General features: G+C 73.3%; 25 protein-coding genes. 10 read left to right on the forward strand and 15 right to left on the reverse strand.

The window, feature by feature from the left end; translation table 11 throughout:
• Positions 1-21 precede the first annotated feature (21 nt).
• The 5 genes from AB1207_RS03545 to AB1207_RS03565 all read left to right on the forward strand — a co-directional run bounded on the left by AB1207_RS03545 (position 22) and on the right by AB1207_RS03565 (position 4,625).
• Positions 22-690 carry an NUDIX hydrolase gene (locus AB1207_RS03545; RefSeq protein WP_367636403.1) on the forward strand — a complete coding sequence of 223 codons (669 nt, stop codon included), beginning with the start codon at positions 22-24 and terminating at the stop codon, positions 688-690.
• 40 nt (positions 691-730) lie between these two features.
• Positions 731-1,525 (forward strand): ABC transporter permease, encoded by a 795-nt coding sequence (locus AB1207_RS03550; RefSeq protein ID WP_367636404.1) that lies wholly within the window; start codon positions 731-733, stop codon positions 1,523-1,525.
• 43 nt (positions 1,526-1,568) lie between these two features.
• Positions 1,569-2,327 carry an ABC transporter permease gene (locus AB1207_RS03555; protein WP_367636405.1) on the forward strand — a complete coding sequence of 253 codons (759 nt, stop codon included), beginning with the start codon at positions 1,569-1,571 and terminating at the stop codon, positions 2,325-2,327.
• Positions 2,324-3,292 carry an ABC transporter ATP-binding protein gene (locus AB1207_RS03560; protein WP_367636406.1) on the forward strand — a complete coding sequence of 323 codons (969 nt, stop codon included), beginning with the start codon at positions 2,324-2,326 and terminating at the stop codon, positions 3,290-3,292. Before AB1207_RS03555 ends, AB1207_RS03560 begins: the two co-directional genes overlap by 4 nt.
• Before the next feature lie 163 nt (positions 3,293-3,455).
• Positions 3,456-4,625, forward strand: a complete 1,170-nt coding sequence (locus AB1207_RS03565) for a DUF475 domain-containing protein (RefSeq protein ID WP_367636407.1) — start codon at positions 3,456-3,458, stop codon at positions 4,623-4,625.
• A gap of 27 nt (positions 4,626-4,652) precedes the next feature.
• Here the strand turns inward: AB1207_RS03565 and AB1207_RS03570 are convergent, their stop codons facing one another.
• The 3 genes from AB1207_RS03570 to AB1207_RS03580 all read right to left on the reverse strand — a co-directional run bounded on the left by AB1207_RS03570 (position 4,653) and on the right by AB1207_RS03580 (position 5,979).
• Positions 4,653-5,150, reverse strand: a complete 498-nt coding sequence (locus AB1207_RS03570) for a DUF4383 domain-containing protein (protein WP_367636408.1) — start codon at positions 5,148-5,150, stop codon at positions 4,653-4,655.
• A gap of 104 nt (positions 5,151-5,254) precedes the next feature.
• The gene (locus AB1207_RS03575) at positions 5,255-5,575 is read right to left on the reverse strand and encodes a transcriptional regulator (RefSeq protein ID WP_367636409.1); all 321 of its coding nucleotides are present in this window, start codon (positions 5,573-5,575) and stop codon (positions 5,255-5,257) included.
• A complete protein-coding gene (locus AB1207_RS03580; protein WP_367636410.1) occupies positions 5,572-5,979 on the reverse strand; it encodes a hypothetical protein in 408 nt (135 codons plus the stop codon). The genes AB1207_RS03575 and AB1207_RS03580 overlap by 4 nt, the downstream gene beginning before the upstream one ends.
• Before the next feature lie 71 nt (positions 5,980-6,050).
• On the opposite strand from AB1207_RS03580, the gene AB1207_RS03585 reads away from it, so the two are divergent.
• Positions 6,051-6,818 carry a phosphotransferase gene (locus tag AB1207_RS03585; RefSeq protein ID WP_367636411.1) on the forward strand — a complete coding sequence of 256 codons (768 nt, stop codon included), beginning with the start codon at positions 6,051-6,053 and terminating at the stop codon, positions 6,816-6,818.
• A gap of 24 nt (positions 6,819-6,842) precedes the next feature.
• On the opposite strand, the gene AB1207_RS03590 is transcribed toward AB1207_RS03585, so the two are convergent.
• The gene (locus tag AB1207_RS03590) at positions 6,843-7,118 is read right to left on the reverse strand and encodes a YciI family protein (RefSeq protein ID WP_367636412.1); all 276 of its coding nucleotides are present in this window, start codon (positions 7,116-7,118) and stop codon (positions 6,843-6,845) included.
• A gap of 38 nt (positions 7,119-7,156) precedes the next feature.
• Positions 7,157-7,705, reverse strand: a complete 549-nt coding sequence (gene yczE, locus AB1207_RS03595; protein ID WP_437178860.1) for a membrane protein YczE — start codon at positions 7,703-7,705, stop codon at positions 7,157-7,159.
• A 139-nt stretch (positions 7,706-7,844) separates the two neighbouring features.
• Here yczE and yczR point away from each other — a divergent pair, with 139 nt between their 5' ends.
• The 3 genes from yczR (at position 7,845) to AB1207_RS03610 (ending at position 11,043) form a co-directional block, all read left to right on the forward strand.
• A complete protein-coding gene (gene yczR, locus AB1207_RS03600) occupies positions 7,845-9,272 on the forward strand; it encodes a MocR-like transcription factor YczR (protein ID WP_367636414.1) in 1,428 nt (475 codons plus the stop codon).
• Positions 9,273-9,395: 123 nt separating this feature from the next.
• On the forward strand, positions 9,396-10,439 hold the full coding sequence (locus AB1207_RS03605; RefSeq protein WP_367636415.1) for an NAD-dependent epimerase/dehydratase family protein: 1,044 nt from the start codon (positions 9,396-9,398) through the stop codon (positions 10,437-10,439).
• Between the two features lie 4 nt (positions 10,440-10,443).
• On the forward strand, positions 10,444-11,043 hold the full coding sequence (locus AB1207_RS03610) for a TetR/AcrR family transcriptional regulator (protein WP_367636416.1): 600 nt from the start codon (positions 10,444-10,446) through the stop codon (positions 11,041-11,043).
• A 12-nt stretch (positions 11,044-11,055) separates the two neighbouring features.
• On the opposite strand, the gene eat is transcribed toward AB1207_RS03610, so the two are convergent.
• From eat to AB1207_RS03660, 10 genes are all read right to left on the reverse strand, one after another.
• A complete protein-coding gene (eat, locus tag AB1207_RS03615) occupies positions 11,056-12,471 on the reverse strand; it encodes an ethanolamine permease (protein WP_367636417.1) in 1,416 nt (471 codons plus the stop codon).
• Between the two features lie 33 nt (positions 12,472-12,504).
• On the reverse strand, positions 12,505-13,215 hold the full coding sequence (locus tag AB1207_RS03620; protein ID WP_367636418.1) for a gamma-glutamyl-gamma-aminobutyrate hydrolase family protein: 711 nt from the start codon (positions 13,213-13,215) through the stop codon (positions 12,505-12,507).
• Between the two features lie 8 nt (positions 13,216-13,223).
• Positions 13,224-14,003, reverse strand: coding sequence for a 3-oxoacyl-ACP reductase (locus AB1207_RS03625; protein ID WP_367636419.1), 780 nt, complete (start codon positions 14,001-14,003; stop codon positions 13,224-13,226).
• A 40-nt stretch (positions 14,004-14,043) separates the two neighbouring features.
• Positions 14,044-15,444, reverse strand: a complete 1,401-nt coding sequence (locus tag AB1207_RS03630) for an aldehyde dehydrogenase family protein (protein ID WP_367636420.1) — start codon at positions 15,442-15,444, stop codon at positions 14,044-14,046.
• Position 15,445: 1 nt separating this feature from the next.
• Positions 15,446-16,801 carry a glutamine synthetase family protein gene (locus AB1207_RS03635; RefSeq protein WP_367636421.1) on the reverse strand — a complete coding sequence of 452 codons (1,356 nt, stop codon included), beginning with the start codon at positions 16,799-16,801 and terminating at the stop codon, positions 15,446-15,448.
• Positions 16,802-16,829: 28 nt separating this feature from the next.
• Positions 16,830-17,588 carry a FadR/GntR family transcriptional regulator gene (locus tag AB1207_RS03640; RefSeq protein ID WP_367636422.1) on the reverse strand — a complete coding sequence of 253 codons (759 nt, stop codon included), beginning with the start codon at positions 17,586-17,588 and terminating at the stop codon, positions 16,830-16,832.
• A 176-nt stretch (positions 17,589-17,764) separates the two neighbouring features.
• Complete coding sequence (locus AB1207_RS03645; protein ID WP_437178854.1) at positions 17,765-18,688, reverse strand: carbohydrate ABC transporter permease; 924 nt, start codon at positions 18,686-18,688, stop codon at positions 17,765-17,767.
• The gene (locus AB1207_RS03650; protein WP_367636424.1) at positions 18,685-19,581 is read right to left on the reverse strand and encodes a carbohydrate ABC transporter permease; all 897 of its coding nucleotides are present in this window, start codon (positions 19,579-19,581) and stop codon (positions 18,685-18,687) included. The genes AB1207_RS03645 and AB1207_RS03650 overlap by 4 nt, the downstream gene beginning before the upstream one ends.
• A complete protein-coding gene (locus tag AB1207_RS03655) occupies positions 19,578-20,891 on the reverse strand; it encodes an ABC transporter substrate-binding protein (protein WP_367636425.1) in 1,314 nt (437 codons plus the stop codon). Before AB1207_RS03655 ends, AB1207_RS03650 begins: the two co-directional genes overlap by 4 nt.
• Positions 20,892-20,929: 38 nt before the next feature.
• Positions 20,930-22,897 (reverse strand): glycoside hydrolase family 127 protein, encoded by a 1,968-nt coding sequence (locus AB1207_RS03660; RefSeq protein ID WP_367636426.1) that lies wholly within the window; start codon positions 22,895-22,897, stop codon positions 20,930-20,932.
• Between the two features lie 155 nt (positions 22,898-23,052).
• Between AB1207_RS03660 and AB1207_RS03665 the strand changes: the two genes are divergently transcribed.
• Positions 23,053-24,027 (forward strand): LacI family DNA-binding transcriptional regulator, encoded by a 975-nt coding sequence (locus tag AB1207_RS03665; protein WP_367636427.1) that lies wholly within the window; start codon positions 23,053-23,055, stop codon positions 24,025-24,027.
• Positions 24,028-24,043: the final 16 nt, after the last annotated feature.

A 24,043-nucleotide genomic window follows, 5' to 3' on the forward strand; every position in this document is an offset into this window, starting at 1 on the left:
ACAAGTGGGTACGCTGACCGGGTGAGCCACCCCGCCCTCGCCGTGACCGTCGACCTCGTCGTCCTCACCGTGCGCGCCGGCGCCCTCCACGTCCTGCTCGTCGAGCGGGGCGAGGAACCGTTCCTGGGCCGCTGGGCCCTGCCGGGAGGGTTCGTCCGGCCGGACGAGGACCTGCCCGGCGCCGCCTCCCGGGAACTGCAGGAGGAGACGGGCCTGCCCCGCGGCCTCGTCCACCTGGAGCAGGTCGCCACCTACGGGGCACCCGACCGCGACCCCCGCCAGCGCGTCGTGACGGTCTGCTACCTGGCCCTGGCCCCCGACCTGCCCGTCCCCCGGGCTGGGACGGACGCCGCGGACGCGCGGTGGGCCCCCGTCGCCGACCTGCCCGACCTCGCCTTCGACCACGACGTCCTGCTCGCCGACGCGGTCGAACGGGCCCGGGCCAAGCTCGAGTACACGCCGCTGGCCACCGCGTTCTGCCCCCCCGAGTTCACCGTCGCCGAACTCCGGCGCGTCTACGAAGCCGTGTGGGGCACGACGCTGGACGCCCGCAACTTCCACCGGAAGGTCACCGGCGCAGCGGGTTTCCTCGAACCCACCGGCGGGACGACGACGCGCGACGGCGGCCGGCCGGCGACGCTGTTCCGGCGCGGGCCGGCCACCACCCTGCACCCGCCGCTGCTGCGCTGAGCCTTCTCACGCGACGCTGCGTGGTCTAGGGTCGAACGCCGTGTCGCCGTACCCCGCCCTCGTCGCGGCGGGGTTCCGCAGGTGGTCCACCTACCGCGCCGCGACAGCCGCGGGCGCGCTGACGAACTCCGTCTTCGGCGCCATCAAGGCCGCGGTCCTCGTGGGGACGGTGACGTCCGCGGGCGCCTCCGTCGCCGGGTACGACCCCCTCCAGGCCGCGACGTTCGCCTGGACGACGCAGGCCTTCCTCGCGCCCGTCAGCGTCTTCGCCGACGACGAACTCGCCCGCCGCGTGCGCACGGGAGACATCGCCGTCGACCTCGCCCGCCCCGTCGACCCGCAGCTCGCGGGCTGGGCCACCGACCTCGGCCGGGCGGCGTACCAGCTGCTGCCCCGCGGGGTCCCACCCCTCGTCCTCGGCGCCCTGCTGACCGGGCTGGCCGTGCCGGCCTCGCCGCTGCCGTACGTCCTCGGCGTCGTGAGCCTGGTCGTCGGGGTCTCGGTGAGCTTCGCGGCGCGCTGGATCGTCAACCTCACCGCGTTCTGGCTCACCGAGGTGCGAGGAGTCCTCCTGCTCTACACCGTCCTCGCCACCACCCTCACCGGGTTGTCGATCCCCGTCGCCTGGTTCCCGCCGTGGATGGCCACGCTCGCCCACTCCACCCCGTTCCCGTCGATGCTGCAGACGCCCGTCGACGTCGTCCTCGGCCGCGCCGCCGGCCTCGGGGCGCTGCGGTTGCTGGGGGTGCAGCTCGTCTGGCTCGCCGTCCTGCTGGGGGCGGGTCGCCTCCTCCTGGCCGTCGGCGCCCGACGCCTGGTGGTGCAGGGTGGCTGACCGGCGCGCACCCGGCCCGTACCGCGCGCTCCTGGGATCGCGCGTGCGGGCGCAGCTCTCGTACCGCACGTCGTTCGCCGCGGACGTCCTGGCGAACGTCGGCATCGGGCTCGGCGAGTTCGCGACGATCTACGTCGTGTTCTCGCGGACGTCCGAACTCGGCGGGCTCACCGTCTGGCAGGCCGCCCTCGTCTTCGCCCTGGCCAACGTCGCCTTCTCCCTGGCCGACCTCGTCGTCGGGCACGTCGACACCCTGCCCACCCTGGTGCGCACCGGAACCCTCGACGCGTTCCTGCTGCGGCCGCTGCCCGTGCTGGCGCAGCTCGCGACGTCCGACGTCGCGTTGCGCCGGGTCGGGCGCGTCCTCGTCGCCGCCCTCGTGTTCGCCGTGGCCTGGCCCCGCGCGGACGTCCCGTTCGACGGTCGCGCCGTGGCGCTGCTGGCGGTGGCCGTGGCGGGCGGGGCGGCGATCTTCAGCGCGGTGTTCGTGGTCGCTGGCTCGTTGCAGTTCTGGTTGCTGGACGGCCGCGAGGCGGTGAACTCCATCACCTACGGCGGGTCGAACGCGGCCCAGTACCCGGCGTCGCTGTACTCCGGGCCACTGCGCTGGCTGTTCTGCTACGTCGTCCCGGCCGCCTTCGTGGCCTACCTGCCCGTGCTGGCGCTGCTCGGCGAACCCGGGCCGGCCGGGTTGCCCGCCTGGCTGGGCTGGTGCTCACCGCTGGCGGCAGCCGTCCTCTGGGCGGTCGCGTTGCTGCTGTGGCGGGGCGGGGTCCGTCACTACACGGGGAGCGGGTCGTGAACGCGCTGGAGGTCCAGGACCTGGTCCGCGAGTACGTGGTCCGCGAACCGGGGGCCTCGCGGTTCCGCCGCCGTCGCAAGGTCGTCCGCGCCGTCGACGGGTTGTCCCTGCGCGTGGCGCCCGGGGAGTCCGTGGGGTTCATCGGCGCCAACGGGGCCGGGAAGTCGACGACGGTGAAACTCCTGACGGGCATCCTCGTGCCGTCGGCCGGCACCGTCCGGACCTGCGGCCTGGACCCGGTGACGCACCGGCGGGAGCTCGCCCGGCGCATCGGTGTGGTCTTCGGCCAGCGCAGCCAGTTGTGGTGGGACCTCCCGCTGAGCGAGTCGTTCCGGCTGCTCGCGGCCATCCACCGGTTGCCGGCCGACGTGTGGCGCCCGCGGCTGGCCGACCTCGACGAACGGCTCGGCCTGGGTGAGTTCCTCACCACCCCCGTCCGCCAGTTGTCGCTGGGACAGCGGATGCGGGGCGAGGTCGCGGCCGCGCTCCTGCACTCCCCCGAACTCCTGCTGCTGGACGAACCCACGATCGGCCTCGACGTCCTGTCCAGCGAGCGGTTGCGGCAGTTCCTGCGGGCCGAGCGCGCCGAGCACGGCACGACGCTGCTGCTGACGACGCACGACATGGGCGACGTGCAGCGGTTGTGCGACCGCGTCCTCGTCGTCGACCACGGACGCGCCGCGTACGACGGTGACCTGCCCGGCCTCGTCCGGCGCGTCGGCGCGCGCCGCGTCCTCGTGGTCGACCTGCGAGACCCCGTCGACCCCGGCCCCGTCACCGGGGCCGACCTGCTCGCGGTCGAGGAGGGCGGGTACCGCCGGCGCTACGCGTTCTCGGCCGAGGTGACGACGGCGGCGGAGGTGCTGGCGCAGGTGTCGCGCTCGGCCGAGGTGCGGGACCTGTCGGTGGAGGAACCGGACATCGCCGACGTCCTGCGGCGGCTGTACGCGGCGTCGAACTCCTGACCCGTCCACTGCCGACACTCAGAGTCCTTCCAGCACAACCGTTTCCGGAACCCGGTCACGTGTCGAGCCGACACGTCACTGGTGGCACGGTCGCTTGCGGTCCGGAAGAGTGACCCCGGGCCAAGGGTGTCCCGGACCGTCCAGACCCGGCGATCGGAGAACCGTGTCCCGCCCGACGCGAGACCCCCAGACCCCCTCGACGCTCCGGCCTGCCCTCGAGGTCTCCGCGCCGGACGGCAACCGCCCCCGGGCCCGGCACAGCGTCCTGCGGCTGCCGCTGGCCCTTCTCGTCGTGGGGGCCGGGGCCGCCTACTGGCTGGACGGCTGGTCGGCCGCGGCGGCGCTCACGAGCCTCGCCGCCTACGAGATCGCCCTCAGCGCCGACAACGCCGTCCCCATGGCCGGGGTCGCGGGCCGGTTGCACCAGCAGGCCAAGGAGGTCTTCCTGGCGGCCGGGCTGCTGGCCGGGGTCCTGCTCATGCGCCTCTTCGCCCCACCCACCCTCGTCTCGGCGACCAGCCACGAGTCCGCCGTGCAGGTCGCCGCCGACGTCATCGACGACCCCGGCGCCTACGCCGCGCACCTGTCCCAGATCCGCCCCGGCCTGGCCGGTTTCGGCGGGGTCTTCCTGTGGCTCGTGTTCACCGAGTTCCTCTTCAACTGCGACCGCAAGGACCGCCCGGCGTGGATCGGGCCCCTGGAACGTCCGCTGCTGCACCTGCGCCACCCCCGGGTCGTGCAGGTCGCCGTCGCCGTCGTCCTGGCCGGTGCCGCCGCGCTGCTGGCTCCCGCCGCCGAGAACGGGCGGGTGGCCCTGGCCGGGCTGGGGGGTCTGGTGGCCTACGGCGTCGTCAAGGGCATCGCCCTGCGCACGGCTCCCCCACCGCCGACCGCCGGCGACCCGGCGCCGCGGACGTCGTGGGTCCGGGCGACCGCCCACGGCGCGGCGGTCGTCTTCGAGCGGGCCCTGGCGGTGTTCATGCTGCTGGAGGTGCTCGACGGCACCTACTCCTTCACCGGCGGCGCCGACGGACTGCCGGCGTGGGAACGCGTCGGCATCGCCGTCTGCGGGGTCGCGATCGGCGCCGTGTTCCTCGTCCAGCTCACCCGCCGCCTCGACGAGCACGGGTCGCTGCGGCGCTACGAGCACCTGCCCGCGGGGGCGGCCTACGTCCTGGGGGTCCTGGCGGTCCTGTTGTGGGTGAGCCTCTTCCGGCCCGTGCCCTCGCTCGTCGCCGGCTGGTTCGGGGGCGTCGTGGTCGGCGCCGCGCTCGTCAGTTCCCTCGTCCGCGCCCGCCGCACCACCGACCACCGGGGAGCCGGTGGCCGCTGAGGCGCCGCGCGGCGCCGTCGTGCGGCGTCACTGGATGTCGCCGCCCGCGGTGGGGCCGTGCTGGGACGGCGCGGTCTCGCGGGTGTAGCGACGGGGCATCACGAGCCCGAGCGCCACCATCCCCAGACCCAGGACGAGGTGGAGCCAGTTGTCCGCGGTGTTCAGCGGGACGAAGTTCGCGGAACTGTCCTCGGAGACGACGAGGCCGTAGACCCACAGGGCCAGGTAGGTGACCCCGCCGACGACGAGGAACAGCTTGGCCGGGGACGGCTTGCGGGACAGCAGGATGCCGACGACCCCGAACGCGAGGTGCAGGAGGTTGTGCAGGACCGACACCTGGAACACCCCGAGCAGCATGGCGCCGGAGTGGTGCCCCGCACCGCTCATCGAGCCGTAGTCGGTGGTGATCCCGGGGACGAACCCCAGGACTCCGACGAGCAGGAACGCCGCGCCGACGACGAGGGCGGTGGTCTGGACGGGCGCTCGGCGGGACGAGGCCGGGGTGGAGGGACGGGTGGTGCTCATGGACGACTCCTGGAGCGCAGCCGGGAACTCCCGGCGATGTGCCGGCCGGAGTTTCGACCTCGCCCCACCGTAGGCACCGCGGGCGTGCCGGGCATCCCGGAGGGTCAGGCGGTCGTCTCCGGCACGGCGGCGAGGGCGTCCGCCGCGATCTGCTGCAGCGCTGCGAGGTGGCCCGCCAGTCGCCGTCGCCCGTCGCCGGTCAACGAGACCCACGTGCGGGGCCGCTTGCCGACGAAACCCTTGCGGACGGCGACGTGGCCCGTCTCCTCCAGGCCGGACAACGTCCGGGACAACGCCGAATCGCTGAGCCCCAACCGGTCGCGCACCGTCTTGAAGTCGGCCTCGGCGCACCCGGAGAGGAACGCGACGACCGCGAGCTTCGTGGGGTGCTGGACGGCGGGATCCAGCCGGGGTTCCCCGCTCACGCCCGGCCCCAGCCGCGGAGCTGGCGGTACAGGGGAACTCCGAAGGCACCGCCGATCATCAGCATCGCGACCCCCTCGTCGACGAGGAGGAACACGACGACGGCCGCGGCGATCACACCCACCTCGACGAGCGAGCGTCGCCAGCTCCGGCGCGGGTAGGCGCGCACCGGCCCTCGGAGGTACGTGAGGAGGAACAGGACGAAGAAGGCGACGAGCAGGGCGATCCCCGCGACCGCCCAGCCCGACCCGCCGGTCCAGACGGCGACGGCGAGGGCGAGGAACCCCGTCACGTAGGGCAGGGTCACGGCGGGCGGCACCCAGCGGGGGAACGGGTCCGGCCGGGCGGCCGCGAGCGCAGCGTCGGCGGTCCGGAGGTCGCTCCTGGCGCGGTCTGCTGTGGTCATGGCTCATTCCTACCGGAGTACTTTCCAGTCGCGCAAGTACTCCGGATGCTGCGCCATGCGTCTGGAGCTGGATGTCCTGGAACCAGCTCGACACCACGGTCCTGCGGGTGACGGACGGGACGGGCGAGTTCGTGGTGAAGGCGTCGGGGAGGACGAACCACCACCTGCTGCGCGAGATCAGCGCCCACGAGGACGCCGTCGCCGTGCTGGCCGCGACGGGCCACGCACCCCGGCTGCTGCACGCCGACCGCGAGCGCCGGGTGCTCGTCACCCGGTACCTGCCGGGCGACCTCGTCGAGGGCACGGCGGCCGAGCACGACCCGGAGGTCCACCGGCAGGCCGGCCGGTTGCTGCGCGTCCTGCACGCGCAGGACGGACGGGTCGAGCAGGAGTTCGAGCGCTCCGCGTCGGCGAAGAGCCTGGCGGCGCTGCACCGCCCGCACCGCATCCCTGCGGCGCAGGCGGACCGGGTGCGGACGGTGCTGACGGCCTACCGGCCCCGCCTCGCGGTCCTCGTCCCCACCCACGGCGACTGGCAGCCGCGGAACTGGCTCCTGGACGCCGGCGCCGTCCGGGTCATCGACTTCGGACGCTTCGACCGGCGGCCCGCGATGAGCGACCTGTGCCGCCTCGCCGTGCAGCAGTGGCGCAGCGACGTGCGACTGGAGGCGGCGTTCCTCGACGGCTACGGGAGCGATCCCCGCGACCCGGGGGTCTGGCCGTTCCTCCAGGTGCGCGAGGCGGTGGCGACGGCCGTCTGGGCCCACGAGGTGGGCGACGGGCAGTTCGAGCGCCAGGGGCACCGCATGCTCCGCGAGGCCCTCAGCGCGTTCGACTGAACCGACCCCCGGCGGCGGGGCGCCTCAGAACTGCGAGGCCATCCGCCCCAGCACGGGGGTCCACCCGACGACGCGGCGCTGCGCGACGATCCCGTCCCGCACGAACGGGTCGGCGTCGAGCAGCGCCTCGACGGCCGCGGCGTCGGACGCCTCGAACACCAGCACCGCCCCGTCGTCGTCGGTGGGGCCGGAGACGACCACCTCGGACAGGGACCCCAGGTACTCGCGGTGGGCTGCGCGGCCGGCGTCCCGCGCGGCGGTGTCGGTCGTGTAGGCGTAGGTGGCGACGAAGTACGGCATGCCGGGACGCTACCGGCACGTTCCGGAACGCCGAACTCCTACCGCGCGCCGACGGGCGCGACGACCGGGCGCGCGGCCCGGGACCCGTCGAGCCGCGGCAGCACGACCCCGACGAGCGGGCCGATGCCGAACGCGAAGACGACGGTCCCCACCCCGACGTCGCCGCCGAGCAGCCACCCGACGCCGAGCACCGACACCTCGACGACACCACGGCACTGCCAGATCGGGCGACCGGTCCGCGCGTGCAGGCCGGTCATCAACCCGTCCCGCGGGCCCGGGCCGAGACCGGCCCCGATGTAGACACCGCTCGCGACGGCCAGCAGGAGCAACCCGGCGGCGAACAGCGGCACGCGCAGGGCCAGGTGCTCCGGCGCCGGGAGCAGGTCCACGGTCGCCTCGATGACCGTGCCCACGAGCAGGACGTTCAGGACAGTCCCCACGCCCGGCCTCTGCCGCAACGGGATCCACAGCAGGAGCACGGCGATGCCGATGACGTTCGTGAGCCAGCCGACCCCCGCACCGGTCCGCTCGGCCAGGCCGGTGGCGAACACGGTCCACGGCCCCACGCCGACGTGGGCCAGCACCATCAACCCCTCCGCGACGCCGTAGAGGACGAGACCGACGAGGAGACGCGCCACGCGGGCGGCGAAGACTGGCTTGCTCACACGAGGATTGGACCGCACGTTCCTCGCCCGGCAACAGCGCCAATCCGCCTAGAGTGGCCTGGTGCCGACCCTCTCCGCCTCCGGACTGGCCCAACTGCTCGGCGACTGGCGCGACGACGGTCCGGCCCTGCGCGCGCTGGCCGACCGGGTCCGCCTCCTCCTGCTCGACGGCCGCGTGCTCTCCGGCACCCGGTTGCCGGCCGAACGCGAGCTGGCGGCGGCGCTCGGGATCAGCCGCACCACGGTGGCCGCCTCGTACTCCCGCCTGCGCGAGAGCGGACACCTGCGCAGCGTGCGGGGGTCCGGCAGCGTCATCACCCTGCCCGCCGCCCCCGCGGCCGCTCCGTCCGAACCGCTCTCCGTCCCCGGCGGGCTGGTGGACCTCACCCGTGCCGTGCTCCCCGCGGCCCCCGTCGTCGCCGACGCCGCCCGCGACGCCGCGCAGGACCTGCTCGACCACCTGCCCGGGGACGGGTACGAACTCCTCGGCATCCCGGCACTGCGGGCCGCCGTCGCCGACCGCTACACCGCCCGCGGCCTGCCGACGACCCCCGACGAGGTCCTCGTGACGCTCGGCGCCCAGCACGCCGTCGGACTGTTGTGCAGGACGGTCCTCTCCCCCGGCGACCGCGTCCTCGTCGAGTCCCCCGGCTACCCGCACGCCGTCGACGCCGCCCGCGCCGCCGGTGGCCGTCCCGTCGCGGTCCCCGTCACCGCCGCCACGGCGGACACCCCCGGGGGCTGGGACGAGGAGGCGCTCGAGGACGCCTTCGCCCGGACCCGACCGGCGCTCGCCTACCTCATGCCCGGGTTCCAGAACCCCACCGGCGCCGTCATGGCGCCGGCGCTGCGCAGACGCGTCGTCGAACTCGCCCGCCGGCACGGGACCCGGCTCGTGGTCGACGAGACGACGAACGACCTCGCCCTGGACGGCCCCGTCCCCCCGCCCTTCCCGGCGGACGTGCTGCACGTCGGGTCCACGGCGAAGTCGCTGTGGGGCGGGCTGCGGATCGGGTGGGTGCGCGCCGACGCCGCGACCGTGCGGCACCTGGCCGCCCACCGGGCGCCCTGGGAGCTGGGAACTCCGGTGCTGGAGCAGCTCGTCGTCGCCCGGTGCCTGCCGCAGCTCGACGAGGTCCTCGTCGAGCGGCGCGCGGAACTGCGGCGTCGGCGCGATGCGCTGAGGGACGGGCTGGCCACCGCCCTGCCGGAGTGGGAGGTCCCACACGTCCCCGGAGGTCTGGCGGCGTGGGTCCACCTGCCGACCGCGACGAGTTCGGCGCTCGCCCTCGCCGCCCACCGGCACGGCGTGCTGCTCACCGCGGGACCGCGGTTCGGGGTCGACGGCGCCTTCGAGCGGTACCTGCGGCTGCCCTTCGGCGCCGGTGCCGGAACGCTGCGGTCGGTCGTCGTGCCCGCCCTCGTGCGGGCCTGGCGCGAGGCGGGCGCGATGGTTCCGGTGCCCGGGCGGCTCGAGGTCGTCGTCTGACGGCATGGCCCCGGGGGGACGTCTCGTGAAGGTTCGGCGACCGGCGGTCCTCCGCGGTGGGGAACCCCTCTAACCTCGCCTGGTACGCACCCGTACCAGGGTGCCCGACGAGAGGACACCACCGTGGACCGAGTGCTCGTGACCGGCGGGACGGGGTTCGTGGCCAGCCACCTGGTGGCCCGGCTGCTGCAGGACGGCCACCACGTGTCCGTCACCGTCCGGGACCCGGGCGGTCGACGGACCGCGGCGCTGCGGAACCTGACGGTCGGCCGTCCCGGTCACCTGGCGGTGCACGCGGCGGACCTGCTCACCGAGGGGTCCTTCGACGCGGCGGCGGAGGGCGTGGACACGGTGTTCCACGTCGCCTCGCCGTTCTTCATGGCCGAGCAGATCACCGACCCGCAGACCGAACTCGTCGACCCCGCGCTCCTCGGCACCCGCAACGTCCTCGGCACGGTGAACCGCACGCCGAGCGTGCGCCGGGTCGTCCTCACCTCCACCATCGGCGCGATGTTCGGCGACTACTCCGACACCCTCGCCCTGCCCGGGCGGGTGCTGACCGAGGACGTCGTCAACACGTCGAGCTCCTTGCAGCGCAGTCCGTACCACTACTCCAAGGTCCTCGCCGAGAACGAGGCGTGGCGCATCGCCGACGAACAGGACCGCTGGTCGATGGTCAGCGTCAACCCCGGGCTCGTCCTCGGACCCGTCCTCGTCCCCGGGTCCGCGTCGGGCAGCCTGTTCCTGCTCGACGAGCTCATGGCCGGCAAGCTGTGGTTCGGGGTCCCGGACATCGCCTTCGCCGCCGTCGACGTCCGCGACGTCGCGGACGCGCACGTCGCCGCAGGTGAGCGCACCGACGCCGCCGGCCGGTACATCGTGTCCCACCGCGAGATGGTGCCGTTCACCGAGATGGCCAGGATCCTGCGGTCCGTGCACGACCACCCCTGGCGGGTCCCGCGCACCCGGCTGCCCACTCCGGCCGTGCGACTGCTCGGACCGGCGTTCGGGCTGGACCGGCAGTTCATCGAGCACCACGTCGGCATCCGGTTCACCCTCGACAACCGGCGCAGCCGCACCGAGCTCGGCGTGTCCTACCGTCCGGTCGCCGATAGCCTGCGCGACCACTACCGGGCCTGGAGCCGGAACCGCGCCGTGCGAGGCTGACGCCGTGCCCGGAACCCCCACGTCGTCCTCGCTGTCCCGGGGGCGTCTGCTCGACGCCATGCGCTCGGCGCTGCGGGAGAAACCCCTGCGCGCCGTGACCGTGGCCGACGTCGTCCGGCTCGCCCGGGTCTCGCGCCGCACGTTCTACGAGGAGTTCGCGACGCGGGAGCAGTGCTACATCGCACTGCTGGAGCAGGAGGACGCCCGGATGGCGGCGAACGTGCGGTCGGCCGTCGACCCGGCCGCCCCGTGGCGGGACCAGGTGCGGCAGGCCGTCGACGCCTACGTCGAGACGGTGTCGGCGGAACCGGCGATCTGCCTGTCGTGGGTCCGCGACCTGCCCGTCCTCGGGGCGCCGGGGGTCGAGGTCGGGACCCGGTCGATGGACACGGTGGTGTCGCTGCTGCAGAACCTGTCGCGCAGCCGGGCCTTCGGGCGCGACGGCCTGGAACCCCTCGACGACGCGACCGCGCGGTTGCTCGCCGGGGGGATCGAGGCGCTGACGGCGTCCGTCCTGGAGCGCGGGGACGACCTGCGGGAGGTCGCCCCCGTGCTCGTCCGCGCCGCGGTCGCCCTCGCCCAGGCACCGCGGGACGGCGGCTGAGGGGGCGGCCCGCTACGCCAGGTCCTTCTCCGCGTCCGCCAGCGCGGCGAACTCCTCGTCCGGGGAGTTCGCCACGAGGCGCTTGCGGGAGTACAGGCCGAAGTACGCCAGGAGCACCAGGAACGCGACGGCGCACCACGCGGCCGCGACGCTGTCCACGAGGAACGTCCCGACGACGGCGAGCACCGCGACGACGAGCGCGAAGCCCGTGGTGACGACCCCGCCCGGCGTGCGGTACGGGCGGTGCATTCCGGGTTCGCGGACGCGCAGGACGATGTGGCTGACCATCATCAGCACGTAGCTGACGGCCGCCCCGAACACCGCCATGTTCAGCAGCAACGCCCCCTGCCCGGTGAGGGACAGGACGAACCCGACCAGGCCGGGGACGACCAGGGCCAGCGTCGGCGTCTTGCGGCGGTTCGTCACCGACAGGACCGTCGGCAGGTACCCGGCGCGGGACAGCGCGAACAGCTGCCGCGAGTACGCGTAGATGATCGAGAAGAAGCTGGCGATCAGCCCGGCGAGCCCGATGTAGTTCACAACGGTCGCCGCGGTCGACCCGCCGAGCGCCTCGACGAGCGGGTTGCCCGACGTCGACATGGCCTGCGCCCCGCCCGCGCCCGTGGTCAGGACGAGGGTCGCGGCGCAGGTGACGAGCAGCACGGCCATCGCCGCGATGATCCCGCGCGGCACGTTGCGCTCGGGGTTTCGCGTCTCCTCCGCCGCCAGCGGCACCCCCTCGATCGCGAGGAAGAACCAGATGGCGAACGGGATCGCCGACCAGATCCCGATGAACCCGAAGGGCAGCAGGTCCGAGGACCCGAGGCTGCCGTCCGGGGCGATGTCGGTGAGGTTCGCGACGTCGAACTCCGTCAGCGCGGCGACGGCGAACACCACGAGCCCGACGACGGCGATCGTCGTCACGGCGAACATCACCTTCAGCGCCTCGCCGACGCCGACGAGGTGGACGCCGATGAAGAGCGCGTAGGCGGCGAGGTAGACCCACCAGCCGTCGGTGATGCCGAACAGGCCGAGGGACTCCACGTAGGCGCCGATGAACGTCGCGATCGCGGCGGGCGCGATGGCGTACTCGATGAGGATGGCGGTGCCGGTCGCGAACCCACCCCACGGGCCGAGCGCGCGACGGGCGAACGTGTACCCCCCGCCCGCGGTCGGCAGGGCCGAGGACATCTCGGCCATGCCCAGGACGAGGGCGAGGTACATGCCGGCCACGACGACGGCCGCGACGGCCAGGCCGCCGAACCCGCCCTGCCCCAGCCCGAAGTTCCACCCCGAGTAGTCCCCGGAGATCACGTAGCTGACGCCGAGGCCGGCCAGGAGGACCCAGCCGGCCGTGCCCCGGCGCAGTTGCCGCCGCTCGAGGTAGTCCTCGCTCGCGGTGGTGGCGGTGGTCGAGCGGTCCGACATCGTGACTCCTTCGTCTCGAGAGGTGGAACGGGTTCAGCTTCGGGCGGCCTCGACGAGGCCCCGGAACAGGCCGAGGTCCTCGGACGCCTCGGGGTGCCACTGCACCCCGAGGAAGAACGGGTGACCGGTGCCGTCGGTCCGCTCGAACGCCTCCAGCGTGCCGTCCTCGGCCCACGCCGCGGCCGTGAACCCGGGGTGCTCCCGGACGGCCTGGTGGTGGTGGCACGGCACGACGGCGCGCTCGCCGAGCAACCGGCCGACGGTGCCGGCGCGGTCGATCGTCACGAGCGTCGAACCGTAGGAGTCCCCGCCCGGGTCGTGCCCCTCGTGCCCGACGACGTCCGGGACGTGCTGGTGCAGGGCGCCGCCGGCGTGCACCGCCATGACCTGCATCCCGCGGCAGACCCCGAGGGTCGGCTTCGCGAGCTCCACGGCGGCGTCGAGGAGGGCCAGCTCCCAGGAGTCCCGGTCCGGGTGCGGTGTCCCCGTGCGCGCGTGCGGTTCCTCGCGGTAGGCGGCGGGGTCCACGTCCGCGCCGCCCGCGACGACGAGCGCGTCGAGCCGCTCGACGACCGCCCGCGCCGACGGGCCGTACGGCGCGGTGGGCGGCAGGACGACGGGAACCCCGCCCGCGCGGCGGACGGCGTCGGAGTAGACGGTGGGCAGCAGGTCGGAGACCTCGTCCCAGATGCCGTGGACCGCCCGCTCGCGGTAGCAGCTGACGCCGACGACGGGCGTGCTCACGCCGGAGCTCACAACGGGGTCACGTAGGCGGCCGAGATCCCGCCGTCCACGAGGAACGTGGAGGCGGTGATGAAGCTCGCGTCGTCGGAGGCGAGGAACAGCACGGCGCCGGCCAGTTCCTCCGGTTCGGCGAAGCGCCCCATCGGTACGTGCACCAACCGCCGCGCCGCGCGCTCCTCGTCCTTGGCGAACAGCTCCTTGAGCAGCGGCGTGTTCACCGGCCCCGGGCACAGCGCGTTGACGCGCACGCCCTCGCGGGCGAACTGCACGCCGAGCTCGCGGCTCATGCTGAGCACCCCGCCCTTGGACGCGGAGTAGGAGATCTGGCTCGTCGCCGCCCCCATGACCGCGACGAACGACGCCGTGTTGATGATCGACCCGCGCCCCTGCTCCAGCATGTGCGGCAGGGCCGCCTTGCAGCACAGGTACACGCTCGTGAGGTTGACCTCCTGCACCCGGCGCCAGGCGTCGAGGTCCGTGGTGAGGATCGAGTCGTCGTCGGGCGGGCTGATGCCGGCGTTGTTGAACGCGATGTCGACGGAGCCGAACGTCTCCTTGGCCGTGCGGAACAGGGTGTCGACCTGCTCCTTGTCGGTGACGTCCACCCGGACGAAGGCGGCGACCTCGGCGCCGCCGAGCTCCTCGACCACGCGGGCCCCCGAGGCCTCGTCGATGTCGCCGACGACGACCTTGGCGCCCTCGGCGACGAAGCGCCGGGCCGTGGCCAGGCCGATGCCCGAGCACCCGCCGGTGATGACGGCCACGCGACCCTCGATGCGTCCTGCCATGCGCTGTTCTCCTGCTCTCGTGCTGCTGCGGGGTGGTCGGTCAGTCGTCGCTGAGGAAGACGTTCTTCTCCTCGGTGAAGGAGTTCGGCGCGTCCGGGCCGAGTTCACGCCCCAGCCCGGACTGCTTGAACCCGCCGAAGGGGGTCCAGTACCGGACCGAGGAGTGCGAGTTCACGCTGAGGTTCCCGGCCTCGACCCGGCGCGCCACGCGCAGGGCCCGGCCGACGTCCCGCGTGTAGATGGACCCGGACAGGCCGTAGTCGGTGTCGTTGGCCTTGGCGACGGCGTCGGCCTCGTCGTCGAACGCCATGACGGCGACGACCGGACCGAACACCTCGTCGCGCCAGATCCGTTCCCGGGCGTCCTGGACGCGGACGATGGTCGGAGGGACCCAGAAACCCCCGAGGTCGGGGGCCGGCCCGGTGGACAGGACGTCGGCGTCGTCGAGGTAGGCGCGCACGCGGTCCCGCTGGCCGGCCGAGATGAGGGGCCCCATCTCCGAGTCCGGGTCGCTGCGCGGGTCGGTCACGCGCATCCCCGCCACCGCGGCCTGCAGGCGCTCGACGAACTCGTCGTGGACCGAGCGCTCGACGAGGATGCGCGACCGGGCGCAGCAGTCCTGACCGGCGTTGTCGAAGACCGCGTACGGTGCCGCGGCCGCGGCCTTCTCCAGGTCGGCGTCGGCGAAGACGACGTTCGCGCTCTTGCCGCCGAGCTCGAGCGTCACGCGCTTCACCTGCTCGGCGCACCCGGCCATGATGCGCTTGCCGACGGCCGTCGACCCGGTGAACACGACCTTCCGCACGAGGGGGTGCGTCACGAACCGCTCCCCCACGACCGGGCCGCGGCCGGGCAGGACGGTGAACACGCCCTCCGGCAGGCCGGCATCCAGGGCCAGTTCGCCGAGCCGGACGGCCGTCAGGGGCGTCAGCTCCGCGGGTTTCAGGACGACGGTGTTCCCCGCCGCCAGGGCCGGGGCGAACCCCCACGCCGCGATGGGCATGGGGAAGTTCCACGGCACGATGATCCCGATGACGCCCAGCGGTTCGCGGAACGTCACGTCGATGCCGCCGGGCACCGGGATCTGCCGGCCGAAGAGGCGTTCCGGGGCCGCCGCGTAGTACTCCAGGCAGTCCCGCACGTTGCGCGCCTCCCAGCGCGCGTTGCCGCGGGTGTGCCCGGCGCCGCGGACCTCCAGGTCCGCCAGCTCCTCCACGTGGTCGTCCACCACGCGCGCGAAGGCGCGCAGCATCCTGGCCCGGTCGGCGGGGGCGACGTCGCGCCAGGTGGTGAAGGCCCGGGCGGCGCGCTGGATGGCCGCGTCGGTCTCCTCCAGACCGGCGAGGCGGACCTCCGTGAGGCGCTCGCCCGAGGAGGGGTCGACGACGACGTGCACGCCGCTGTCGGTGCTGCTGCTGCCGGTGTCCACAGGGGTGCTCATGTCACATCCGTTCGAATCCGCGGCGGCGTTCCCAGTCGGTCACGGCCGACTCGAACGCGGCCAGTTCCACGTCGGCCGCGTTGGTGTAGTGGTCGACGACCTCGTCGCCGAACGCCGCGCGCGCCACGGTGCTGGCGGCGAACAGGTCCCGGGCGTGCCGAAGGGTGCCGGGAACGCGCGGGGCGTCGGAGGTGTAGGCGCTGCCGGTGAGCGCCGGTTCGAGCTCGAGACCCTGCTCGACCCCGTGCAGACCACCGGCGAGGACGCCGGCGAGGGCGAGGTAGGGGTTCACGTCGCCGCCGGGCAGGCGGTTCTCCAGCCGCGCCCCCGCACCGTCCCCCACCAGCCGGACGGCGCACGTGCGGTTGTCCTCGCCCCAGGCGATCGCGGTCGGTGCGAACGAACCGTGGGCGAACCGCTTGTAGGAGTTGACGTTCGGCGCGTAGAGCAGGGTGAAGTCGGCCATCGTCGCGAGGACGCCGGCGACGAAGGAGTCGTACAGCGGGGTCCGGTGCCCCTCGTCCCAGAAGACCGTGCCGCCGTCCAGTCCGCGCAGGCTGAGGTGGATGTGGCAGGAGTTCCCCTCGCGCTGGTCGTACTTGGCCATGAACGTCAGCGCCTTGCCGTGCTGCGCGGCGATCTCCTTGGCGACCGTCTTGTAGACGGAGTGGTTGTCCGCCGTGGTGAGCACGTCGTCGTAGAGGAACCCGATCTCGTGCTGGCCGTAGTTGCACTCGCCCTTGGCGCACTCGACGTTGAGCCCGGCGGCGTACATCGTGTTGCGGATGTCGCGCAGGACGGGTTCGACGCGGGTCGTGCCCAGGATGGAGTAGTCGACGTTGTACTGGTTGGACGGCACCAGGTCCTGGTAGTTGCGGGACGACGCGGCCTCGTAGGTCTCGTCGAAGAGGATGAACTCCAGCTCCGTGCCCGCCACGACGCTGTACCCGAGGTCGCGCGCCCGGTCCACCTGCTTCTTCAGCACCGTCCGGGGGCTCTGGTCCACGGGCGTCCCGTCCAGCCAGGCCAGGTCCGCCTGGACCATCGCGGTCGCCGGCAGGTGCGGCAGCAGCCGCGTGGTCTCGAGGTCCAGGACGAACTCGACGTCCCCGTACCCCTTCTCCCAGGAGGTCATCGCGTAACCGGGGACGGTGTTCATGTCGACGTCGACCCCGAGGAGGTAGTTGCAGCCCTCGGTGCCGTGCTCCAGGACGACGTCGCGGAAGTAAGCGGCGTGGAACCGCTTGCCCTGCAGCCGCCCCTGCATGTCGGTGAACGCGACGACGACCGTGTCGAGGGTCCCGCTGTCGATCAGGCCGAGCAGGTCCTCGCGGGTCAGGTGTCGGTCGTTGCGCACGTCGTCCTCCGGTCGCCGGGTGGGTGGGTCAGTCGAGGAGACCGCGCAGCAGCGCGGCCGTGTCGTCGCAGTGCTCCTCCATGGCCCGGCGGGCACGGGAGCCGTCGCCGTCGAGCACGGCCCGGACGATCCGCGCGTGCTGCCGGTCGGAGTGGTCGATGTTCGTGCCGAGCACGGGGATCGCCGTGAGCATCTCGTGGACCCCGGCCTGCACGGAGGTGACGGCCTCGAGCACGAGGTCGGAGCCGGCGAGGGTCGCGACCGTCAGGTGGAACCGCGAGTCGGCCTGCCGGTGGGTCGAGGGTTCCGTGGCCTCCAGGACGGCGGTGTGCGCCGCCTCGAGCCGGTCCCGCTGCTCGGGCGTGAGGTCCCGCGTCGCCGCGAGGTGCGCGGCACCGGGTTCGACGATGCGTCGGAAGTCGAGCGTGTCGAGCCACGCCTGCCGCCGCGCCTGCCGCTGCTGGGCTCCCACCCGCCGCGGCAGGGTCGGGGCCATCGTCACGACGGTCCCGCCCCCGCGGCCCCGCTTCGTCTCCACCATGCCCGCCGCGCGCAGGGCGGCGATCGCCTCGCGCAGCGTGGCCCGCGAGACCCCCAGCCGCGTCGCGAGGTCACGTTCGGTCGGCAGCGCGGAACCCCGCGGGAACACCCCGAGGCGGATGGCGGTGCCGAGCTGTTCCACGCACGCCTCGAACGCGTGCTGCCCCCGCACGGGGTGCAGCACGAGCCAGCCGAGCCCGGGCGCGTCGCCGGCACCCCGGGGCGTGGCGTCGGCGTCGGCGAGCATGCGCGTCAGTGTGCCGACGCCCGCAGCCGCCGTCAATGGTCTGATCTCAGACCTTTGGGTGCCGGGTTTCGCCCCCGCGCCCCCGCCGGGAACGGGCACCCTCACGGGGACCGGCCCGGACGTGGAAGGGCCCGGACCGCGCACGAGGTGCGCGGCCCGGGCCCGGTCTGGGGGGCTCAGCCCTTGACGGCCCCCGAGGCGAGGCCCGCCACGTAGAACCGCTGCAGGGCGACGTAGAGGATGACGCACGGGATCATCGCGACGACGGCGCCGGCCACGAGGTAGCCGTAGTTCACGGCCCCGTAGGCACCGGACTGCAGGTTCACCAGGGACAACGGCAGCGTGTAGAGCCGGTCGTCGGTGAGGAACGTCAGTGCGCCGAGGAACTCGGTCCAGCTGGCGAGGAAGGCGTAGAGCGCACTCGTCGCCATCCCGGGGATCAGCATGGGCCGCAGCACTGAGACCAGGGCCCGCATGGTCCCGGCGCCGTCGACGCGGGCCGAGTCCTCGATCTCGGCGGGGATCGTCTCGAAGGCGTTGCGCATGACGAAGACGCCGAAGGGCAGGTTGACCGTCGTGTAGAAGAGCACCAGGCCCAGGCGGGAGTCGGTCAGTCCCATGGCGTTCATCTGCAGGTACAGCGGCGTGATGATCGCCTGGAACGGGACCATCATCGTCACGACGACGAGGCCGAACAGGACGTTGCGGCCGCGGAAGGTGAACCGGCCGAAGCCGTACCCCGCCAGCGTCGCGACGACCGCGGTGAGCACCGCGGTCCCGACGGCGACGACGAGGCTGTTGCCCACCGAGCGCAGGATGTCGAGGTCGCTGCTGAACAGGGCCGAGAAGTTGGCCGTCGTGAGGGAGAACAGGTCCCCCGCCTTCGGGTCGGTCGCCACGATCGCGTCGTTGGACTGGAACGAGCGCAGGACCGACCACACCAGCGGGACGAGGAACACGAGGGCGGCGAGGGTCCCGCCGAGCCAGTAGAGCGTGAGCTTGGTGCGGCTCTCGGCGCGGCCGGCCGCGGCCGCCCCGCGGGTGTTCCGGACCCGCAGGTCCTGCGGGGCCCCGGTCTTCGTGAGAGTGGCCACGGTCATCCCTCCTTCTCGCGCAGCAGCCGGAACTGGGCGGCCGTCACCAGACCGATGACGACGACCAGGACGATCGAGAGCGCGGAGGCCGCACCGAGCTGGAGCTGGACGAAACCGCGCTGGTAGACGTACATGACGACCGTCTGTGTGTCCGTCCCCGGTCCGCCGCGGGTGAGGACGTAGAACTGGGTGAACGCGAGCAGCGAGCCGATGACGGAGATGACCAGGCTCATGGCGATGGTGCGGCGCAGCATGGGGATCGTGATGCTCCGCTCGCGCTGCCACCACGACGCGCCGTCCATCTCGGCCGACTCGTAGACGTCGCGCGGGATGCCCTGCATGCCACCCATGAGCAGCACCATCGTCAGCCCCGACACGGCCCAGACGATCATCACGCAGATGAGCCCCGTCGCGAGCGGCCCGTCGGCCAGCCAGGCCGTCGTCCCGTCGGTGATCCCCAGCGTCTCCAGGACGACGTTGACCATGCCCGACCCGGGCTGCGCCTCCAGCACCATGAGGAAGCTCAGCGTCGTGAGCCCGATGACGTACGGGACGAAGAACACCGTCCGGAACACCGTGGAGAACCGCCGGTTGGCCCGGACCACGACGGCGAGGACGTAGCCGAGCACGAGGATCGGCACGGTCACGATCGCGGTGTACAGGACCGTGTAGCCCACCGACTTCCAGAACACGGGGTCCGACGCGATGGCCGCGTAGTTGCCGAGACCGATGAACTGGTAGGACCCGATGAGGGGCCAGTTGGTGAAGGACATGTAGACCGCGAAGACCAGCGGCACGAGCACGAAGACCGTGACGAAGGCGAGGGCCGGCAGCGTCAGGAGCAGACCGGTGCGCGGCGGGTGGGTGAGGGACCGGGGGTTTCTCTCGAGGGTGCTCACAGTTGCGCCTGTTCCAGGATGCGGTCGAAGTCCTTCTGCCCCTGCGCCAGCGCCCCGTCGAGGTCCCCGTCGAAGACGGCTCGGCGGAACGCCGCGATCCACGGCGAGTCCTGCTGGTTGAACAGCAGGTTGTAGGCGAGCGTCGTCGGGGCGTACGCCCCCGCGATCCCGTCCAGCGGCGCCACCGCGAGCGGGAACTTCTCGCGGTACTGCTCGGTGGCGGCGTCGGAGCGGACGGGGATGTACCCGCCGGCGGGCAGGTTCTCCTGCTGCGGCAGGTCGAGGGCGAACCGGGCGAACTGCCAGGCCCCCGACGCGTTGGCGGCGCCCCGCGGGATGCAGAGGTTGTCCCCGCCGGCGAAGGTGGCCCGTCCCCCGTCCGGTCCTGGGAGCAGGACGACCCCGGTCTTGGCGCGCATCTCCTCGGAGGCGTTGAGGGCCGCGACGGAGAAGTTCGCCGGGAAGAGCCCGACCGTGCCGTCGCGGAAGTCCGCGCCCCAGCGGGACCCGTCGCCGGAGAAGTTCCCCTGCGGCATGAGCTTCTCGTCCCACATCGTCCGGTAGAGCTCGAACGTGCGCCGGACGGCGTCGTTGTCCGCGATCGACCCGCGCTGCTCCCCCACGTCCCCGACGATGTTCGGGGCCTTCGCCGCCCAGATGTGCGGCTGCACGACGAACCCCAGGATGCCGGCCGCGTTGCCGTCGACCGACCAGCCGTACGTCCCGTCCCCCAGGGCCCCGATCGCCCGGGCCGCCTCGAGCAGGCCGTCGAAGTCCTGCGTGTGGTCCGCCGGGTCCAGACCGGCCTTCTCGAACAGCTCGGTGTTGTAGAACAGCGCCGAGTTGTCGGCGATGTACGGGACGCCGTAGTGCTTCTCGTCCCGCGTCGCGAGAGCCAGCTGGCCGGGGTTCAGCTGGTCGGCGAAACCCAGCTGCTGCACGAGCGGCGTCAGGTCCGTGAACGAGTCGCGGTAGATGAAGAGCATCGAGTTGATGTCGTCGATGTCCACGATGTCCGGCACGTTCCCGCCGCGGATGGCCGTGGCGAGCTTGGTGACGTACTGACCGTCGAGGACGGGTGTCACCTCGACGGTGACGGCGTCCTGCGAGGCGTTGAACGCGTCGACGACCTGCCGGACGCCGACGACCGTCGCCGCCCGGCACCACAACCGGACGGTCCCGGTCGCGTCCTGGCCGAAGCCGGCGGCCGTGACGTCGGCCTCGGGCAGTTGCGACGCGCAGGAGGGCAGGAGCGCCGACAGACCGGCGAGCCCTCCCAGCGCGAGCAGGGTCCTGCGGTGGAGCTCCATCGCACCTCCTGGGGAACGAGTTCCGGACCGGGCCGGGGTCAGGCCCGCGGCAGCCAGACGCGCATCGCGCCGAGCTCGCGGTTGGCCCAGGCGTAGTACGGCACGGCCGGGACGACCTGGGTGGCGTCCTCGGCCTGCGGCGCGGGGTCGTCCCCGGCCGGGCGGTACAGCGGACCCGTCGCGGCGGCCGCCGCCGCGTGCACGGGCAGGTGCAGGACGGTGACCCCCTCGAGCAGGTCGGGGCGGTGCTCGGCGCGGGCGCCCCGCAGTTCGGCGACGCGGACGCGGACGTCGTCGGCGACGAGGCCGTCGGGCAGGTCGACCTGCTCGACGGCGTAGACGAGCGGCCCGCGTTCGACGACGACGCAGCCGCGCACGGCGTCGACGCGCGGGTCGGCCTCGACGGGACGGACGGTCATCGGCAGGACGAGTTCGACGACGTCACCGGCCGCGAACTCCCGGCGCACCCGCAGGTACTCGCCAGGGGTCGTCGCGAGGGCCTCCCCGGCGGCGGTGGCGGTGGCGCCCTCGGCCCACCCGGGGACGCGCAGCGCGAGCTCGAACTCCCCGGGGGAGTCCAGCACCTCGACGCGGACGGTCCCGTCCCAGGGGTAGTCGGTGCTCACGCGGAGCCGGACCCCGCCGGCCTCGACCTCACCCGTCGTGAACTGGTGCAGCTGGACCCCGGGAACCCCGTCACGGTCGGCGCTCGTCGCGACGTAGGCGTCGAGCTGGGACAGCGTCCGCATGATGTTCGGCGGGCAGCAGGCGCAGTCGAACCAGGGCCGCCGGCCGTGCGCGACGCTGCGTTCCTCCTCGGCGTGCGCACCGTGCCGCAGCTGCAGGGCGTTGACGTAGAAGTACTCCGTCCCGGCCAGGGACACCCCGGGCAGGAAGGCGTTGTAGAGGGTCCGCTCGACCAGGTCGGCGTAGCGCGCCTCCCCCGTCGCCAGCAGCAGGCGGTAGCTCCACTGCACGCTCGCGATCGCCGCGCAGGTCTCGGCGTAGGCGCGGTCGGGGCCGAGCTCGTAGTGGTCGCCGAACTGCTCCCAGTCCCAGCGCGCCCCGATGCCGCCCGTCACGTACGTCTTCGAGGCGAGCATCCCCTCCCACTGGCGCACGAGGGCGTCGAGCAGTTCCGCGTCGCCGGTCTCGGCGGCCACGTCCGCCGCGCCGGCCGTGAGGTAGACGGCCCGGACCGAGTGGCCCTCGGGTGAGGTGGCCTCGCGCACGGGCACGCGGTCGGAGAAGTACGTCGGTTCGGAGTCGTGCTTCGTCTGGATGATGCCGTGCCCGCGGGCGTCGACGAACCAGCGCGCGAGGTCGAGGTAGGCGCGGTTCCCGGTCTCGCGGAACAGCTCGACCAGACCCATCTCGACGACGGGGTGTCCGTCGACCTCCTCGGTCTTCCCCGCCCCGAAGGTCGCGACGAGGTGGTCGGCGAGCTTGACGGCGACGTCGAGCAGGCCGTTGTCGCCCGTGCTGCGGTGGACGGCGACGGCGGCCTGGAAGAGGTGCCCGGCGCAGTAGTGCTCGTGGCTCCAGTGCAGGTCGGTGTAGCGCTCGCCCTTCCCGCGGACCTGCTGGACGGAGTCGAGGTAGCCGTCCTCGGCCTGCGCGGCCGCGACGACGGCGGTGACCTCGCGGATCCAGCCGAGGACCTCCTCGTCGGCCTCGCGGCCGTACTCCCACCCCGCCGCCTCGAGCCACTTGTAGACGTCGGAGTCCATGAAGATCGGGCCCTTGGCCTCGCCCTGCTCGATCCCGGCGGCGATGCGCAGGTTCCGCAGGTTCCCGGCGGTCTCGAGCTTCTCGTAGCCCGTCCGGATCGCCTGGCGGCGGTTGGCCTGCATGCGCTCGAACCAGAAACCGCCGGTGCTGCGCGAGGCGCCGAGCGGGACGGGCTGCAGCGCCACGGCCGCGTCCGCGGTCGGGGCGACGGGCGCGTTCACCGGGGAGGTACCGGGCGTGACGGTCAGGTCCGGTCCAGCGGTCGTGCTGGTCATGAGCTCTCCATCGAGGCGGTGCCGGCGTGTCCGGAAACTCCGGAACACGTTTTCTGCTCCGAATCTAGAACGGGCGCCCTGGCCCGTCAAGAGCGCGGTAGTCTGCTGCGACTCAACGGGTCGGGAGGTGGGCAGTGACGGAAAGCGTCGTTCCGGTGCGGATCGTGGACGTCGCCGCGCTGGCGGGCGTCTCGGCGGGGACGGCCTCCAAGGCGCTCAACGGGACGGGGCAGCTGCGCGCCGAGACCCGCGACCGCGTGCGCCGGGCGGCCGAGCAGCTGGGGTTCACCCCGGACCCGGTCGGACGGGGCCTGTCCTCCGGGCGCAGCTACACCGTCGGGCTCATCACCACCGACAGCTTCGGCCGCTTCTCGATCCCCGTCATGCTCGGCGCGGAGAACGCGCTGGGCGCCGGGGAGATGAGCGTCCTGCTGTGCGACAGCCGCGACGACCCGCTGCGCGAGCAGCACTACCTGCGGACGCTGCAGGCACGGCGGGTCGACGGGATCATCGTCACGGGCCGGCGCACCGACCCGCGGCCGCCGCTGGCCGCCAGCGTCCCGGTCGTCTACGCGTTCACGCCCTCGCAGGACGCCCGGGACACCTCGCTCGTCGCCGACCAGGCGGCCGGCGCCGCCGACGCGGTCCAGCACGTCCTGGACCTCGGGCGCCGCCGCGTCGCGCACGTCACCGGTCCGGCCGACCACCACGCCACCCGCGTGCGCGCCGAGGCCGCCGAGCGGACGGCGGGCGAGGCGTTCGCCGGGCCCGTGCTGCACGGCGACTGGAGCGAGCGCTGGGGACGGCTGGCCGCGGACCTGCTGCTGCGCCGACACCCCGACCTCGACGCGGTGACGTGCGGCAGCGACCAGATCGCGCGCGGCCTGTGCGACGGGCTGCGCGACGCGGGCCGCCGGGTGCCGCAGGACGTGGCCGTCGTCGGGTTCGACGACTGGGACGTCATCGCCCTGGCGTCGCGGCCACCGCTGACGACCGTGAACCTCGGCCTGGAGGCCCTGGGACGGCGCGCGGGGGAACTCCTGCTGCAGGCCGTGGCCGGAGAGCCCTCTCCCGGGACGACGACGCTCCCGACCCGGCTCGTGGTGCGGGAGTCGACGGTTCCGGCCTGAGCGTGGCGTCCCCGTC

Origin of the sequence: Kineococcus endophyticus (genome assembly GCF_040796495.1) — a bacterium.
Classification (GTDB): domain Bacteria; phylum Actinomycetota; class Actinomycetes; order Actinomycetales; family Kineococcaceae; genus Kineococcus; species Kineococcus endophyticus.

Coding starts and splice junctions, on each gene's coding strand:
- AB1207_RS03660 (WP_367636426.1), bottom strand. CDS start 22,897: ATGACCAGCACGACCGCTGGACCGGACCTGACCGTCACGCCCGGTACC.
- AB1207_RS03640 (WP_367636422.1), bottom strand. CDS start 17,588: ATGCTCGCCGACGCCGACGCCACGCCCCGGGGTGCCGGCGACGCGCCC.
- AB1207_RS03630 (WP_367636420.1), bottom strand. CDS start 15,444: ATGAGCACCCCTGTGGACACCGGCAGCAGCAGCACCGACAGCGGCGTG.
- AB1207_RS03590 (WP_367636412.1), bottom strand. CDS start 7,118: ATGCCGTACTTCGTCGCCACCTACGCCTACACGACCGACACCGCCGCG.
- AB1207_RS03625 (WP_367636419.1), bottom strand. CDS start 14,003: ATGGCAGGACGCATCGAGGGTCGCGTGGCCGTCATCACCGGCGGGTGC.
- AB1207_RS03580 (WP_367636410.1), bottom strand. CDS start 5,979: ATGACCACAGCAGACCGCGCCAGGAGCGACCTCCGGACCGCCGACGCT.
- AB1207_RS03585 (WP_367636411.1), top strand. CDS start 6,051: ATGTCCTGGAACCAGCTCGACACCACGGTCCTGCGGGTGACGGACGGG.
- eat (WP_367636417.1), bottom strand. CDS start 12,471: ATGTCGGACCGCTCGACCACCGCCACCACCGCGAGCGAGGACTACCTC.
- AB1207_RS03645 (WP_437178854.1), bottom strand. CDS start 18,688: ATGACCGTGGCCACTCTCACGAAGACCGGGGCCCCGCAGGACCTGCGG.
- AB1207_RS03655 (WP_367636425.1), bottom strand. CDS start 20,891: ATGGAGCTCCACCGCAGGACCCTGCTCGCGCTGGGAGGGCTCGCCGGT.
- yczE (WP_437178860.1), bottom strand. CDS start 7,705: ATGGTGCTGGCCCACGTCGGCGTGGGGCCGTGGACCGTGTTCGCCACC.
- AB1207_RS03570 (WP_367636408.1), bottom strand. CDS start 5,150: ATGAGCACCACCCGTCCCTCCACCCCGGCCTCGTCCCGCCGAGCGCCC.